A 13,692-nucleotide genomic window follows, 5' to 3' on the forward strand; every position below is an offset into this window, starting at 1 on the left:
CTCCCGGCATGACCCCGGGCGGCCCGCCCCGGGCGCCACCCGACACGCCTCCCGAAGCCAACCGGTACGCCACCCGACGCCGCTCAGCGCGCCTTTCAGAGCACCTTGGGAACCGTGGCGGCCACCGCCGGCAGCACGTCCGCCGGGTCGCGGTGGCGGTGCAGCGCGGCCCGGCCCTCGGCACCGCGCAGCCGGGCGGCCAGCCGGGCCGGGAGCACGACGGTGGTGAGCAGTCCGGTGCCGTGGAAGCCCTCGACCGTCCAGGAGACCCACGGCAGCGGGTAGTTGGCGGCCGGGCTGAAGAACACCGGCCGGCAGCCCTGGAAGCGGATCCGGTACGCCCCGAACCGGCTCCAGTTGGAGAAGCTGAACCGGCGCTGCTCCGGGTCGAAGCCGAGCGGCACGCAGTCGCGCAGCCGGTCGCGTCCGAGCGACTCCAGGAAGGCCAGGTTGGAGCGGAGGTTGAGGTGCTCCCCGGTGAAGTCCTCGACCGCCGTCCGGAGGGCGGCGGCGAGTGCGGCCGGCCCGTCCTCCGGCACCTGCGCGAGGTGGACCTCGCTGAGCAGGTTGCCCACCAGGGACGCCGGCAGGCCGAGCGGGCGGCGCGCGTTGACCGGGACGGTCAGCCGGCGCTCCTCCCGGTCGCCGTCCAACTCGCGGACGACCGAGACGACATGGGCGCAGATCGCGTCGCCCGAGGAGAGACGCCGACCCGACTCCTTCTCGAAGTCCGCACGCATCCGGGCGATTTCGTCGTCACCGAAGTAGATCTGGACGGTCCGGTTGGCCCGAGGCCCGGCCGCCACCTCGCGGGCCAGGACGGCGGCCTCGACCGGCGAGGGCAGCCGGAATCCCGGCCGGCCGCAGTCCTCGGCGGGCAACAGGCCGTCGAGCATCGCGTCCTGATCCTCGATCAGCTCGGCCTCGGGAAGCTCCTCGCCCTCGACCGCGGCGGACCAGGCGTGCATCAACAGCATGAAGCTCTGCAGGTCGCCGATCGCGTGGTGCCAGGAGCAGCCGAGCACGGTGCCGCCGGCGGAGGGCCGGGTGAGCCGCACGGTCAGCAGCGGGACGCCGCCGGCCCGCGCGGCGGGGGCGTCCACCGGGTCGACGAGTTGCGCGCCGGCCGAGGTGAGCCGGCCCATCGCCTCGGCGAGGGTGCCGTCGACGTCGTAACCGTCCACCGGGACACCGGAGTCGTCGCAGACCACCTCCAGGGCGCCGTCGACGGTGCGCAGCCGTCCGGCGAACACGGGGACCCGCTCAAGCGCCCGGGCCAGCCCGGCGGCGAGCCGGTCCTCGTCCAGCGCCTGCTGGAAGAAGAGGACGACCGAGACGGAGAGGTCGGCCAGCATGGTGTCCATCAGCCCGCAGCGCAGGATCGTCCCGGGGGCCCGGCCGGCCCGGACGTGCCGGGAGTCGCGCAACTGCGGCCAGACGCTCATGTGTCCATCCCCGGGGCTCGCAAGGAGTCGTGCACGGCAAAAGGAGTCGTGCACGGCAGATGACAGGGCGGCACCCACGGACGGCGGGGCGGCACCCCGAACGATAGGGCAGCGGCCCGGCGCCGATCCAGTGGTCCAGTCCAATTTTTCGGTCCCGCCACTGCCCGCACGCCCTGCCCGCCACCGCCCCCACGCTGTGCCTGCCACCGCCCCCACGCGGTGCCGGCCGACGCCCGCACGCCCTGCCCGCCACAGGTCACGCCGCCTGGCCACGACGGGGCACACCGCGGTCCCGCCCTGCTGCGCCCGCCCGTCCGGACTAGAATCCCAGGCATGGGAGAGCGCGCAGGCGCACCCGACGCGCCGCCACTGGTACTCGTCACCGACTCGGACTCGCAGCTGATCGACCCGGGCCGGGCCTACCACGTCGGCCGCGACCCGACCAGCGAGATCGTCCTGGACGACCCCCGGGTCTCCTGGCACCACGCCGTGCTGCGCGCCGCCGCCGGCCACTGGCTCCTGGAGGACGTCGGCAGCACCAACGGCACCTTCACCGACGGCCGCCGGATCCGGCAGGAGGACGTCGGCCCGGGCACCCGGCTGCGGTTCGGCGATCCGGCCGACGGCCCGTCCGCGAGCTTCGCCGGCCTGCCCGCGCCCGCCGTCGGCGAACGGCCGTCGTTGATCGCCCCGCAGGCCTCGGGCGTCTTCCGCGCACCCAGCGCGATCATCCGGCTGCCGGGACGGACGGTGCGGATCGGCCGGGCGGGCGACAACGACCTCGTCCTGGACGACCTGGTGGTCTCCCGCCACCACGCGGAACTGCGCACCCTCCCCGACGGCGGCCACGAGATCGTCGACCTGTCCAGCCACAACGGCACCTACCTCAACGGCCGTCCGGTGGACCGGGCCCCCGTCGGCCCGGCCGACATCGTCGGCATCGGCCACTCCGCGCTCTGCCTGTCCGGCGACGAACTGGTCGAGTACACCGACACCGGCGAGATCTCGCTCAACGTCCAGGGCCTGGTGGTCCGGGTCGGTCCCGACCACCGGGTGCTGCTCGACGGCGTGGGCTTCCCGCTCGCCGAGAAGGCCCTGCTCGCGGTGGCCGGGCCGAGCGGCGCCGGAAAGTCCACCCTGCTCAACGCCCTGACCGGGCTGCGCCCCGCCGACGAGGGCACCGTCCTCTACGACGGGCGCGACCTCTACCGCGACTACGCCGAACTGCGCCGCCGGATCGGCCTGGTACCGCAGGACGACATCCTGCACACCCAGCTCACCGTCCGCCGCGCCCTCTCCTACGCGGCCGAATTAAGGTTCCCCGGCGACACCAGCAGGGAGGAACGCGAGGCCCGGGTCGACGAGGTGATCCGCGAACTCGGCCTGGAGAGCCGGGCCGACCTGGTGATCTCCAGCCTCTCCGGCGGCCAGCGCAAACGCGTCAGCGTCGCCCTGGAGCTGCTCACCAAGCCCTCGCTGCTCTTCCTCGACGAGCCGACCTCCGGCCTCGACCCGGGCATGGAGCGCTCGGTCATGACGATGCTGCGCGGCCTCGCCGACGACGGCCGCACGGTCGTCGTGGTCACCCACAGCGTGCTGAGCCTGTCCGTCTGCGACCGGCTGCTGGTGCTGGCCCCCGGCGGCCGGACCGCCTACTACGGCCCGCCCGACGAGGCGCTGGAGTTCTTCGGCTACACCGAGTGGCCGGAGGCCTTCGAGGCGTTCGAGAGCGAGGACCACGCCGCCTGGCAGCGCCGGTTCCGGGAGTCCCCGCAGTACCAGCGGTACGTGGCCGCCGGCGCGCTGCCGGCCGTCCCCGCCCCGTACGCCGCCCCGGCCGGCGGGAGCCCGATCGGCCCGGAGAAGCCGCAGGGCTGGGCGTCCCAACTGGCCACCCTGGTCCGCCGCTACACCGCCGTGCTGGCCGCCGACCGGCTCTTCCTCACCGTGATGATCGCCCTGCCGTTCATCATCGGCGTCATGTGCCGGGCCATGGCCGGCTCCCGGATCACCTCCGAGAACGCCATCAACGTGGTGCTCACGCTCTGCATCGGCGGGCTGCTCACCGGCTCCGCCAACGCCGTCCGCGAGATCGTCAAGGAACGGCCGATCTACCAGCGCGAACGGGTGGTCGGGCTGTCCAGATCGGCGTACCTGGTCTCCAAGGTGGTGGTGCTCGGCACGATCACGGTGGTGCAGGCGGGCGTGCTGACCACCGTCGGCCTCGCCGGGGTCGAGCTCAGCCCCACGCTGGCCACGGGGGTGCGGGTGCACAGCGGCGTCGTGCTGCCGCCGCTGGCCGAGCTGATCCTGGCCGTGGCGCTGCTCTCCTTCTCGGCGATGATGCTCGGACTGCTGGTCTCGGCGCTGGTCCGCAAGGAGGAGGCCACCATGCCGATGCTGGTGCTCCTCTCGGTGGTGCAGATCGTCTTCAGCGGCGCCATGCTGAAGCTGCACGGGGTTCCCGGTCTGGAGCAGTTCGCCTGGCTGGTGCCGTCGCGCTGGGGTCTGGCCGCCATGGCCCAGACCATCGACCTGCACACGGTCTTCCCGACCGCGATCACCGCCGACCCGCTGTTCCGCCCCGACCGCACCCGCTGGCTGCGCTGCATGGGCATGCTGGTGGGCCTCTCGGCGGTGCTGGGCGTCGCCGTGCTGGCACTGCTGCGCCGGCAGGAGCCGGCGATCATGCGGAAGTAGCGCGAGCATCGGGAACACCGGAAGCAGCCCTGCGACAAGCAGCCGGGAGACAGGCAGCCGCCCATGGACGAGTTCGAGTTCAGCCCGACCCACGTCGCCCCGCCGGGCGGGATGGCCACCTGGGCGGCGCCGGACCCGGGTCGGCCCTCCACCCCGCTGGACCCGCTGCTGCCGGTCCGGCTGATCGGCCGGCAGGGCGACTGGGGGCAGGTGCTCTGCTCCAACGGCTGGTCCACCTGGGTGGACGGCCGGCTCCTGGTCTCCCTCCCCGAGGCGCCGCCGGGCGCCCTCGGCCCGCCCGCCCGCACGGCCGACCCGCGCCCGGCGCTGGCCGAGGCCGAGGGGGCCCTGACCCGCTACCGCTCCCTGCTGGAGGACCTCGCCGCCGGCAGCAGCGACCTGGAGACGTTCCGGGACCGGTCACGCGGCCTGCGGATCGGGCTGGTGATCGACGGCGAGGAGCTCTGGGTGTTCGACCCGGTGCACGACCGCTGGTGCTACTGCGACGGCCTCCAGCTGCAGACCTACGCGGTCGCCGGGCGCCCGCAGGCGGCGCCGCCCGCCCCGCCCGGCGCGTACGAGCCGACCCGGACGGGTGAGCCGTGATCCCCCCGGACCGGCCGGACGGACCGAACCCGCGCCACCCCGAACCCGGCGAGGCAGGGCACGGTGGCACCGAGGCGGAGCACGGTGGCACGGAGCCCGGCGGCACGGAGCCCCGCCGCCCCGCACCCCGCGACGCGAGCCCCGGCGACGCAGAGCCCGGCGGTTCGCAGCCCAGCGGTTCGCAGCCCAGCGGTTCGGAACCCGGCGACGCAGAGCCCGCCGGTTCGCAGCCCGGCGGTTCGCAGCCCGACGACGCAGAGCCCGCCGGTACGGAACCGCGCCGCGCCGAATCCGGTGACAGCACGCACCTGCCCGGCACGGAGCCCGCCCGCTCCCCGCGCGAGCCGGAGAGCTCCCCCAGCCTGCCGTCCGGCATGGTCGGCCGCCAGGTGGCCGGCTACCGGCTGGAGGCCGAGATCGGGCGGGGCGGCATGGCGGTCGTCTACCGGGCCAAGGACCTGCGGCTGGGCCGGACGGTGGCGGTGAAGCTGCTGGCGCCCGAGCTGGCCCGCAACGAGGTGTTCCGGCAGCGGTTCATGCACGAGTCGGAGGCCGCCGCCGCGATCGACCATCCGCACATCATCCCGGTGTTCCAGGCCGGCGAGGCCGACGGCATCCTGTTCATCGCGATGCGCTACGTCCAGGGCGGCGACCTGCGCGGCCTGATGAACCGCGGCGGCCCGTTCGCGGCCGAGCGGGCCGCCCGGCTGGCGCTGCAGATCGCCTCGGCCCTGGACGCCGCGCACGACCGCGACCTGGTCCACCGGGACGTGAAGCCCGGCAACGTGCTGGTCGCCGCCGGGACCGACAGCGAACACCCCGAACACCTCTACCTGGCGGACTTCGGGCTGACCAAGAAGTCGCTCTCGCTCAGCGGGCTGACCAGTGTCGGCCAGATCGTCGGCACCCTGGACTACGCCGCGCCCGAGCAGATCTCCGGCCGGCCGCTGGACGGCCGCTGCGACCAGTACGGCCTGGGCTGCGTGGTGTTCGAGATGCTGGCCGGGGCGCCGCCGTTCCGCCGCGAGAGCGATCTCGCGCTGCTCTGGGCCCACCTCAACGACCCGCCGCCCACCCTGCGCGACCACCGCCCCGACCTGTCCCCCGCCGTGGACGCCGTGGTGGCCAGGTCGCTCGCCAAGGCCCCCGAACAGCGGTACGCCGACTGTCTCCAGTTCATCGCCGAACTGCGGGCCGCCATCGCCGCCGGCGCCGGCGCCGGGCCCGGCGAGGCGTGGCGCTCGGGCGGCCCGCCGACCCAGGTCGTCCCGGTCATCGGTTCGTCCGGTCCGACCGAACCGCCCGTCGTCCCCGAGCCCCCGCCCTGGGCGGCCCCGGTCGTCCGCCCGCCTCAGCACTGAACCCGCCCGGCCCGAGCCCCTCCCCCGAACGCGGAGCCCTCATGAACGCCGTCAGCCAGCTCTTCGCCCTGCTCGCCGCAGCGATCCACGTGATCGTGTGGCCGCTGGAGAGCTTCCTCTACGGGCATCCCCGGGTCCGCTACCTGCTCACCGGCAGCACGGCGGACGCGCCCGAGGTCCGGCTCTGGCGCTTCAACGTCGGCTTCTACAACCTGTTCCTCGCGCTCGGCCTCGGCGTCGGGGTCACCGCCCTGCACACCGGGCACGGGACGACCGGCCGCGCGCTGATCACCTACGTGAGCGCGTTCATGATCGCCGGCGGGATCACGCTCTTCGTCTCCGAGCCCAGACTCTGGCGCGGCGCCCTCGGCCAGGCGGTCCCCCCGGCGGTGGTCCTGATCGCCGACCTGTTCTGAGCTGCTCCGTTCTCCGAGCCGTTCCGCTTTCCGAGCCCCGCCGGCCCACTCCGACCCGAGCCGAGCCGACCCGAGCCGACCCGATCTGACCTGACCCGAGCCGCTCAGGGCCGGGCCGCTCAGGGCCGGGCCGCTCGGGGCAGCGCTAGGGGCTCTTCACCTCGCCGGGCCGCCCCAGCCCCGCCGCCAGCAGGCCGCCCAGCCACCCCGCCACCAGCCCCCACCCCGCCGCCAGCGGGACGGCCACCCAGAGCTGCGCGCTGAGCGAGAGCGAGCCGCCGCCGAGGCCGGCCAGCGGGTTGCTCCCGCCGAGGACGGACCCGAGGAGGTCGCCGAGCCCGCCCTCGCCGACACCGACGCCCAGCACCGAGAGCCCGTAGTCGGCGGACACCCGGGTCCAGACGCCCACCAGCAGCATCGTGACGGCCGCCGCCGCGCCCAGCCGGACGGCGTGCCGCCAGACCCGGACACCACTCGGCGAGCGGTACGCGGTGAGGAACCCGGCCGCGAGCATCAGCACGGCGGCCAGCGGCAGCAGCCACCAGGCGCGGGCGTCCTGCTCCGCGAGGGTGCCGAGGCTGACGGTGGCCTCCTGGCCGTCCGGTGCGCGGAGCACCGCGGCCAGCGACTTCGGCACCGGAAGACCCACCGCGCCCGCCAGGTGGCCGTGCCATTCGGCGCCGAGCCCGACGCCGAACGCCAGCCAGACCAGGTTGGGCAGGGCCAGCAGGAGCACGGCCATCGTCTCCCGCGCATTGCCGTGCACGGCGGCGGTCAGCAGGCCCGCCACCACCCCGATCGCCACGTAGGCGAGCAGCACCAGCAGCATCGCGAACGCGGCCGGGCGGACGGCCTGCTGGAACGGCACCAGGGCCCTCGGCAGCGGCGCCCGGCGGGAGACGGCGAAGGCGGCCGCCAGGACGACCAGCAGCCAGAGCAGCCCGAGGCCGATGGTGCTCGCCGCCTCGGCGTGGAAGCCGACCTCGGGGGCCAGGCCGAGGGCGCCGCCGAGCTGCTCGACGAGGTCGTTGCCGAGCGGGACGGCGAACGTGTGCCGGGCGCCGACGGTGAGCAGCGCGAGCGCCACCACCCAGACGGCCGCCGTCCGGGCGACCCGGCCGAGCAGTTCACCGCCGTGGGCGACGGCCCGGAACCGCAGCTGGCGCAGGAACACCTCGGTCATGACCAGCGCGCCGATCAGGCCGACGGTCAGCGGCATCGCGGTGATGCCCGCGTCCACGTGGGCGAAGAAGCCGGCGCCCCCGTCGAGTTGGACGGTGCCACCGACGGCCAGTGCCAGCGTGGCGGCCAGGACCGACGGGAAGCCGCCGCCCGGCAGCGCGTCGGCGCCGGCCGCCCAGAGGCCGAGCGCGGCGACGGCCGCCATCGCGGCGAGCCCGGCGAGGACGACCGCGAGCGCGTCCAGCCAGCCGCGCAGGGCGCCGGGCGGTCCCGCCGCCGCGGTGGGGGGCTCCGGATGCATGGGGGCTCCTCGTGGACTCGGGTGCCCCCCTCGCGTCTGAGACCAGGTTCACCCAGGACGGTCCGCCGCGCGCTGCGTACGCACGGCGACGGCGCAGCAGACGGACGGCGCGGCAGACGGACGGCGACAGCCCAGCGGGCGGACGGCGACGGCGCGTGCAGGCAGCCGGGCGGTGTCGCCGCCGATGGAGGCGGCGGTGCCACGGACGGACGTCGGTGGGCGGAAGCGCCACGAACCGACGGGGACGACGCCGCGCGCGGACGGCGACGGTGGCGCCACCTGGTGTTGCGGCGTCCGGTCGGCGGGGGCAGAAATGGAAGCCAGTGGCAGGAGCCTTCTGTGCCGGTCGTTTCGCCGGCAGCCTGCGAAACGGAGCCTCGATGAGTTCCCAACCGCCCCCGTCCGGACCGCCGTCCGGACCGCCCTCGGGCCCGCCGTCCGGACCGCTCTCCGGGCCGCCCTCAGGCCCGCCGTCGGGCCCGCCGTCCGTTCCCCCGTCCGGGCCCTCAGGCCCGGGCGCTCCTTCCGCCGGCGCACCGGGCGGGCCGTCCGGTGGGCGTCCGACGCCGTGGTGGCGCTCCGGCAGGAAGCTGGCGCTGGCCGCGGGCACCGCCGCGCTGGCCGTCCTGGCGACGGTGCTGATCATCAACAGCAACGGCAAGAACGGCGGGGCGAGCGACGCCATCCCGGCCGCCAACGAGGTGGCGCTGCAGACGCCGTCCGACCAGGGTCCGGCGCCGTTCACCCAGTCGGTGGAAACCACCGGCGTCACCGCCCCGCAGCCGACGTCGGCCGCTCCCGCCAGTCCGGGCGGCAGCACGAAGACCACCGCCGCGGCCTCGCCGACCGGCATCCACAGCGTGCAGGGCTCGTCGGCCGGGCTGTACGCGGGCTCGATGTCCAAACCGGCCTGCGACGTCGACCGGCTGATCTCGATGACGTCGACCGGGGACACCGGACGGGCCTGGGCGTCGGCCCAGGGAATCAGCCAGGCGGACATTCCGGCCTACCTGCGCTCGCTGACCTCCGCCTACCTGCGGGTGGACACCCGGGTGACCAACCACGCCTACAAGGGCGGTGCGTCGGTCGCCTACCAGTCCGTCCTGCAGGCCGGCACCTCCGTCCTGGTGGACGCGCAGGGCGTTCCCCGGGTGCGGTGCGCCTGCGGCAATCCGCTGGGACCGCCGACCCTGGTGACCGACGCCAAGTACACCGGCACCTCCTGGGCGGGCTTCCACCCGTCCACGCTGGTCGTCGTGGTGCCGGCGCCGCAGCCGGTGAAGGAGTTCATCCTGGTGAACGTCTCCACCGGCGGCTGGTTCGCCCGGGTGACGGGACAGGTCAAGGTGGAGGACCGGCCGGTCCAGCCGCCGAAGGAGCTGGCGCCGGGCATTCCGCCGGCCGAGCCGATGAAGCCCGCCACGCCGTCCGCCTCGGTGTCGGGGTCCACCTCGGCCTCGACCTCGGCCTCCACCTCTGGCTCCACCTCCGGCTCCGGCTCGGCCACCCACTCCTCCGGCTCGCCGTCCGGGCCGTCGTCCTCGGCGAGCACCGGCTCGGCGTCGGCCTCCTCGTCGACGTCCTCCGCCGGCACCTCGTCGTCCTCGCCGCCGACCTCGTCCGGCAAGCCCACGGTGACCGTGACACCGTCCGCGACAACGACGACGACCGCGAAGACGGCTACGGCTACGGCTACGGCTACGGCTACGGCGACGACCACGGCGACAGCCACGGCTTCAGCGACGACCACGGTCACGGGCACGACGACGGCCACGGGCACGACGACCTCGGCCCAGCAGTCGGCGACGGCGACCTGAGCGGCCGTCCCGCCCGCACCACAGCCACGGGTGCGACGGCCGGGTGCGACCGCCGGCTGACCCTCCCACCCCCGCGACGGCGGCGGGCGCCTCGGAGCGAACGAGGCGCCCGCCGCCGTTTCACGCTCCCCACCAGCAAGGTTGGATTATCAAACTCTCCAGGCTAGGGTGAGTTCTGATTTCAAACCACCTCATCCATCGGCGCCCTGGAGCCCCCAGTGACCCTCCCCCGCACCACCGCGACCCGTACCCCCGAGGTGCCCGATGCCGCGCACTGACCGCAGCGGGACCGTCCTGCTGGCCGCCTGCCTCGGCCTGTTCGCCGTCTTCATGCAGACCACCCAGACCATCGGAACCCTCGGCGCCGTCCGCGCCGGCCTGGGCCTGGACGCCGCCGACCTGGTCTGGGTCCCGAGCATGTACACCCTGGTCGTGGCGTCCGTGGTGCTCGGCGCGGGCGCCTTCGCCGACCGGTGGGGGCGGCGGCGGATCTTCCTGATCGGCACGCTGGCGATGGGCGTCGGCGGCCTGCTCCTGGTGTCCGCCGACAGCCTCGCCGCCGTGCTCGCCGGGCAGGCGGTCGCCGGCTTCGGCGGCGCGCTGATCACCCCCAGTTCGCTCGCCCTGGTCACCCACGCCTTCCCGGACCCGCGCCGCCGGGCCGGGGCGATCTCCGCCTGGGCCGCCGCGTCCGGCCTCGGCCTGGCGCTCGGGCCGGTCACCGCCGGACTGGCTCTGCGCTGGTCGACCTGGCACACGGCCTTCTGGCTCGGCCCGGCGATCGCCGCACTCGCCGCGGCCGCCGCCCTGCTGGGCGTGCCGGAGTCCCGGGTCGAGGGCGGCCGGCTGGACTGGCCCGGGCAGTTCCTCGCCACCGCCGGGCTGGCCCTGCTGATCTACTGGCTGATCGACGGCGGCCACCACGGCTACCTCGCGGGCAAGCCGCTGGCCGCCGCCGTCACGGCGGCCGCCCTGCTCGCCGGCTTCGCCGTCGTCGAACTGCGCCGCGACCACCCGCTGCTCGACCTCCGGCTGATGCGCAGCCCCTCGTACAGCGCAGCCCTGCTGCTGGCCGCCACCGTGCTGTTCGGATTCGTCGGCCTCTCCCTGCTCCAGGTGCTCTGGCTCCAGCAGGTGCGCGGGCTGACCGCACTCCAGGTCGGCGTCCAACTCCTCACCGAGTTCGGCACGTTCATCGTCGCCTCGGCACTGGCGGGGATCCTCGGACGGCGGGTCGGGCCGGCACCGCTGATCTTCGCCGGGCTGCTGCTGGCGGCGGCCGGCGCCGCACTCTTCGCCGGCGTCGGAGCGGCCGACGCCTTCGGCGACTACGCCCCGGCACTGGTGGCCTTCGGCCTCGGCTGCGGCCTGGCCAACGCGCCGTCCACCGCGCTGGCCGTCGGCCAGGTACCGCGCGGCAAGGAGGGCGTGGCGGCCGGGACGGTCAACGCCGCCCGCCAGGTCGGAGCGGTGCTCGGCACCAGCATCCTCGGCACGCTGATGACCACCCGCTTCCAGTCCGGCCTGGGCCGCCTCCCGCGACCCGAACCGCTGGACGTGGCACGGGCGTTCACGGACGCCGTCGGCCACGCCGCCACGGTCTGCGCCGTCGTCCTGCTGGCCGGAACGGTGGCCGGCGCGGCCCTGTCGGCCCTCACCCGCCGCAACCGGCCGGCGCCACCCGCGCCCGCCCCCGCCCGTCCGGAGACGGTCTCCGCACGGAGTTGACGGATCGTCAGCCCCGGGGCGCGCGCCGCCACCGCCACGGAGGGCGACGCTCGGCCCGGGCCGTCCGTACCCCGGCGCCTGCCCCCGGCCGTACCCCGGCTCCTGGCCACGGCCGTACCCCGGCTCCTGGCCACGACCCGGCCCCGGCCCGGCACCGGGGACCGTCGTGGGCGCGGGACGCTCCGCCGTGGGCGCGGGCGCCGGGGAGGACGACAATGGAAGAAGATCCGGCCGGGCCGGCCCGGCGGCAACCGTCATCGCGAGTGGGGACGTGCCCATGGGACAGGCAGCCATCAGCGTCGTCGGTCTCACCAAGCGGTTCGGTGCGGTGGTCGCCCTGGACGGGGTGGACTTCGAGGTCCCGGCCGGCACCGTGTTCGGCCTGCTCGGGCCCAACGGCGCGGGGAAGACCACGGCGATCCGGATCCTGACCACCATCCTGCGCCCGAGCGGCGGCCACGCCGTCGTCCTCGGGCACGACGTGGTCCGCGAGGCGGCGACCGTGCGGCGGCTGATCGGACTGGCCGGCCAGTACGCGGCCGTCGACCCCAACCTCACCGGGCGGGAGAACCTGCGCCTGATCGGGCGCCTCACCCAGCTCCCCCGCGCCCGCCTCCGCCCCCGCGCGGGCGAACTGCTGGACCGCTTCGACCTCACCGAGGCCGCCGACCGCCCCGTCCGCACCTACTCGGGCGGGATGCGGCGGCGGCTCGACGTCGCCGCGGCCCTCGTGCCGGAGCCGCCGGTGCTCTTCCTCGACGAACCGACCACCGGCCTCGACCCGCAGAGTCGCACCGCGCTGTGGGAGCTGATCCGCGAACTGGTCCGCGACGGCACGACCGTCCTGCTCACCACCCAGTACCTGGAGGAGGCGGACCGGCTCGCCACCCGGATCGTGGTGGTCAACGAGGGCCGGATCATCGCCGACGACACCCCCGCCGTCCTGAAGACGCGGCTCGGGAACACCGTGATCGAGCTGGGGATGGGCGACGAGGGCCGGGCCGTCCGGGCAGCCGCCGTCATCGCCGGTCGCACCGGCGAGCCACCCGAGCGCGAGGGGGCGCTGCTCCGACTGGCCTCCCGGGACGGGTCGCGACTGCTCCTCGACGTCCTGCACTCGCTGGACACCGGTCACCTCGTCCCGCACACGGTGACCGTCCGCGAGTCGAGCCTCGACGACGTCTTCCTGGCCCTGACCGGGCACCGGACGCAGGACCCCGCGCCCGCCGCCGGGGCCGCTCCCGCCGGGACCGTACCCGCCGAACCCACGCCCGCCGAAGGCGCCGCTTCCCCCGGAGGCCCGTCATGACCGTGACCGACGCCGGCCGGCTCGGCACCCGTGCCGACGAGCTCGGCGACCGCATCGCCGCGCCGGTGCGCGACGGCCTCGCGGTGGCCTGGCGCAACCTGATCGCACTGCGCCGGGTGCCGCGGCTGCTGATCTTCTCCACCATCCAGCCGCTGGTCTTCGTGCTGATGTTCCGGTACGTGTTCGGCGGGGTGGTCGGCCCCGCGCTGCCGCCCGGGGTCGGCTACGTGGACTTCCTGATCCCGGGCATCTTCGTGCAGACCGCCGTGTTCGGGTCGATGAACACGGCGATCGGCCTGGCGACCGACATGCAGACCGGGCTGATGGAGCGGTTCCGCTCGCTGCCGATGGCGAGGTCGGCCGTGCTGTCCGGGCGCACCACGGCGGACCTCGCGCGGAACGTGTTCGTGGTGACGCTGATGACCGCCGTCGGCTTCGCGCTGGGCTTCCGGATCCACGCGGGCGTGGCCGCGTTCCTCGGCGGCGTCCTGCTGGTGCTGGCGTTCGGCTTCGCGATGTCGTGGATCTTCGCGGTGGTCGGCCTGGCGGTCGGCGACCCGGAGACGGCCCAGGCCGCCGCCTTCCCCGTCCTCGCGCCGCTCGTGTTCGCCTCGTCGGCCTTCGTCCCGGTGAGCACCATGCCCGGTTGGCTCCAGGCCTTCGCCGAGCACCAGCCGGTGTCCAAGACCGCCGAGGCGGTCCGCGTCCTGGTGCTCGGCGGCCCTGCCTCCACAGCGGTCTGGGAGGCGCTCGCCTGGGACGCCGGGATCGTCGCGGTCTTCGCCCCACTGGGCGTCTGGTTCTACCGCCGGGCGGTGTAGGGCGTC

10 protein-coding genes are annotated in these 13,692 nt (G+C 74.9%); 8 read left to right on the forward strand and 2 right to left on the reverse strand.

Annotated features, from left to right (window positions below; all coding sequences use genetic code 11):
- Window positions 1-95: 95 nt before the first annotated feature.
- Window positions 96-1,445 carry an acyltransferase gene (locus J5Y04_RS07285; protein WP_209410996.1) on the reverse strand — a complete coding sequence of 450 codons (1,350 nt, stop codon included), beginning with the start codon at window positions 1,443-1,445 and terminating at the stop codon, window positions 96-98.
- 333 nt (window positions 1,446-1,778) lie between these two features.
- Here J5Y04_RS07285 and J5Y04_RS07290 point away from each other — a divergent pair, with 333 nt between their 5' ends.
- The 4 genes from J5Y04_RS07290 (at window position 1,779) to J5Y04_RS07305 (ending at window position 6,528) form a co-directional block, all read left to right on the forward strand.
- Window positions 1,779-4,145 carry an FHA domain-containing protein gene (locus J5Y04_RS07290; RefSeq protein WP_209410997.1) on the forward strand — a complete coding sequence of 789 codons (2,367 nt, stop codon included), beginning with the start codon at window positions 1,779-1,781 and terminating at the stop codon, window positions 4,143-4,145.
- A gap of 63 nt (window positions 4,146-4,208) precedes the next feature.
- Window positions 4,209-4,751 carry a hypothetical protein gene (locus tag J5Y04_RS07295; RefSeq protein WP_209410998.1) on the forward strand — a complete coding sequence of 181 codons (543 nt, stop codon included), beginning with the start codon at window positions 4,209-4,211 and terminating at the stop codon, window positions 4,749-4,751.
- 374 nt (window positions 4,752-5,125) lie between these two features.
- Window positions 5,126-6,112, forward strand: a complete 987-nt coding sequence (locus tag J5Y04_RS07300) for a serine/threonine-protein kinase (protein ID WP_209411102.1) — start codon at window positions 5,126-5,128, stop codon at window positions 6,110-6,112.
- Between the two features lie 41 nt (window positions 6,113-6,153).
- The gene (locus tag J5Y04_RS07305) at window positions 6,154-6,528 is read left to right on the forward strand and encodes a DUF1304 domain-containing protein (protein WP_209410999.1); all 375 of its coding nucleotides are present in this window, start codon (window positions 6,154-6,156) and stop codon (window positions 6,526-6,528) included.
- A 145-nt stretch (window positions 6,529-6,673) separates the two neighbouring features.
- Here J5Y04_RS07305 and J5Y04_RS07310 read toward each other — a convergent pair whose 3' ends face one another.
- Window positions 6,674-8,011, reverse strand: coding sequence for a streptophobe family protein (locus J5Y04_RS07310; RefSeq protein WP_209411000.1), 1,338 nt, complete (start codon window positions 8,009-8,011; stop codon window positions 6,674-6,676).
- Window positions 8,012-8,646: 635 nt separating this feature from the next.
- Here J5Y04_RS07310 and J5Y04_RS07315 point away from each other — a divergent pair.
- The 4 genes from J5Y04_RS07315 to J5Y04_RS07330 all read left to right on the forward strand — a co-directional run bounded on the left by J5Y04_RS07315 (window position 8,647) and on the right by J5Y04_RS07330 (window position 13,686).
- The gene (locus tag J5Y04_RS07315) at window positions 8,647-9,828 is read left to right on the forward strand and encodes a DUF6777 domain-containing protein (protein ID WP_209411001.1); all 1,182 of its coding nucleotides are present in this window, start codon (window positions 8,647-8,649) and stop codon (window positions 9,826-9,828) included.
- A 264-nt stretch (window positions 9,829-10,092) separates the two neighbouring features.
- Entirely contained in the window at window positions 10,093-11,556 is a 1,464-nt protein-coding gene (locus tag J5Y04_RS07320) for an MFS transporter (RefSeq protein WP_209411002.1), read from the forward strand.
- A 277-nt stretch (window positions 11,557-11,833) separates the two neighbouring features.
- On the forward strand, window positions 11,834-12,865 hold the full coding sequence (locus tag J5Y04_RS07325; RefSeq protein WP_209411003.1) for an ATP-binding cassette domain-containing protein: 1,032 nt from the start codon (window positions 11,834-11,836) through the stop codon (window positions 12,863-12,865).
- Entirely contained in the window at window positions 12,862-13,686 is an 825-nt protein-coding gene (locus J5Y04_RS07330; protein ID WP_209411004.1) for an ABC transporter permease, read from the forward strand. Before J5Y04_RS07325 ends, J5Y04_RS07330 begins: the two co-directional genes overlap by 4 nt.
- Window positions 13,687-13,692: the final 6 nt, after the last annotated feature.

The sequence above is a fragment of the Kitasatospora sp. RG8 genome, from assembly GCF_017813315.1.
In the GTDB taxonomy this organism is placed as follows: domain Bacteria; phylum Actinomycetota; class Actinomycetes; order Streptomycetales; family Streptomycetaceae; genus Kitasatospora.

What these genes read in the sequence shown, in the direction of transcription:
- J5Y04_RS07320 (WP_209411002.1), top strand. Translation starts at nt 10,093, where the DNA reads ATGCCGCGCACTGACCGCAGCGGGACCGTCCTGCTGGCCGCCTGCCTC.
- J5Y04_RS07330 (WP_209411004.1), top strand. Translation starts at nt 12,862, where the DNA reads ATGACCGTGACCGACGCCGGCCGGCTCGGCACCCGTGCCGACGAGCTC.
- J5Y04_RS07290 (WP_209410997.1), top strand. Translation starts at nt 1,779, where the DNA reads ATGGGAGAGCGCGCAGGCGCACCCGACGCGCCGCCACTGGTACTCGTC.
- J5Y04_RS07310 (WP_209411000.1), bottom strand. Translation starts at nt 8,011, where the DNA reads ATGCATCCGGAGCCCCCCACCGCGGCGGCGGGACCGCCCGGCGCCCTG.
- J5Y04_RS07300 (WP_209411102.1), top strand. Translation starts at nt 5,126, where the DNA reads ATGGTCGGCCGCCAGGTGGCCGGCTACCGGCTGGAGGCCGAGATCGGG.
- J5Y04_RS07305 (WP_209410999.1), top strand. Translation starts at nt 6,154, where the DNA reads ATGAACGCCGTCAGCCAGCTCTTCGCCCTGCTCGCCGCAGCGATCCAC.
- J5Y04_RS07295 (WP_209410998.1), top strand. Translation starts at nt 4,209, where the DNA reads ATGGACGAGTTCGAGTTCAGCCCGACCCACGTCGCCCCGCCGGGCGGG.
- J5Y04_RS07285 (WP_209410996.1), bottom strand. Translation starts at nt 1,445, where the DNA reads ATGAGCGTCTGGCCGCAGTTGCGCGACTCCCGGCACGTCCGGGCCGGC.
- J5Y04_RS07325 (WP_209411003.1), top strand. Translation starts at nt 11,834, where the DNA reads ATGGGACAGGCAGCCATCAGCGTCGTCGGTCTCACCAAGCGGTTCGGT.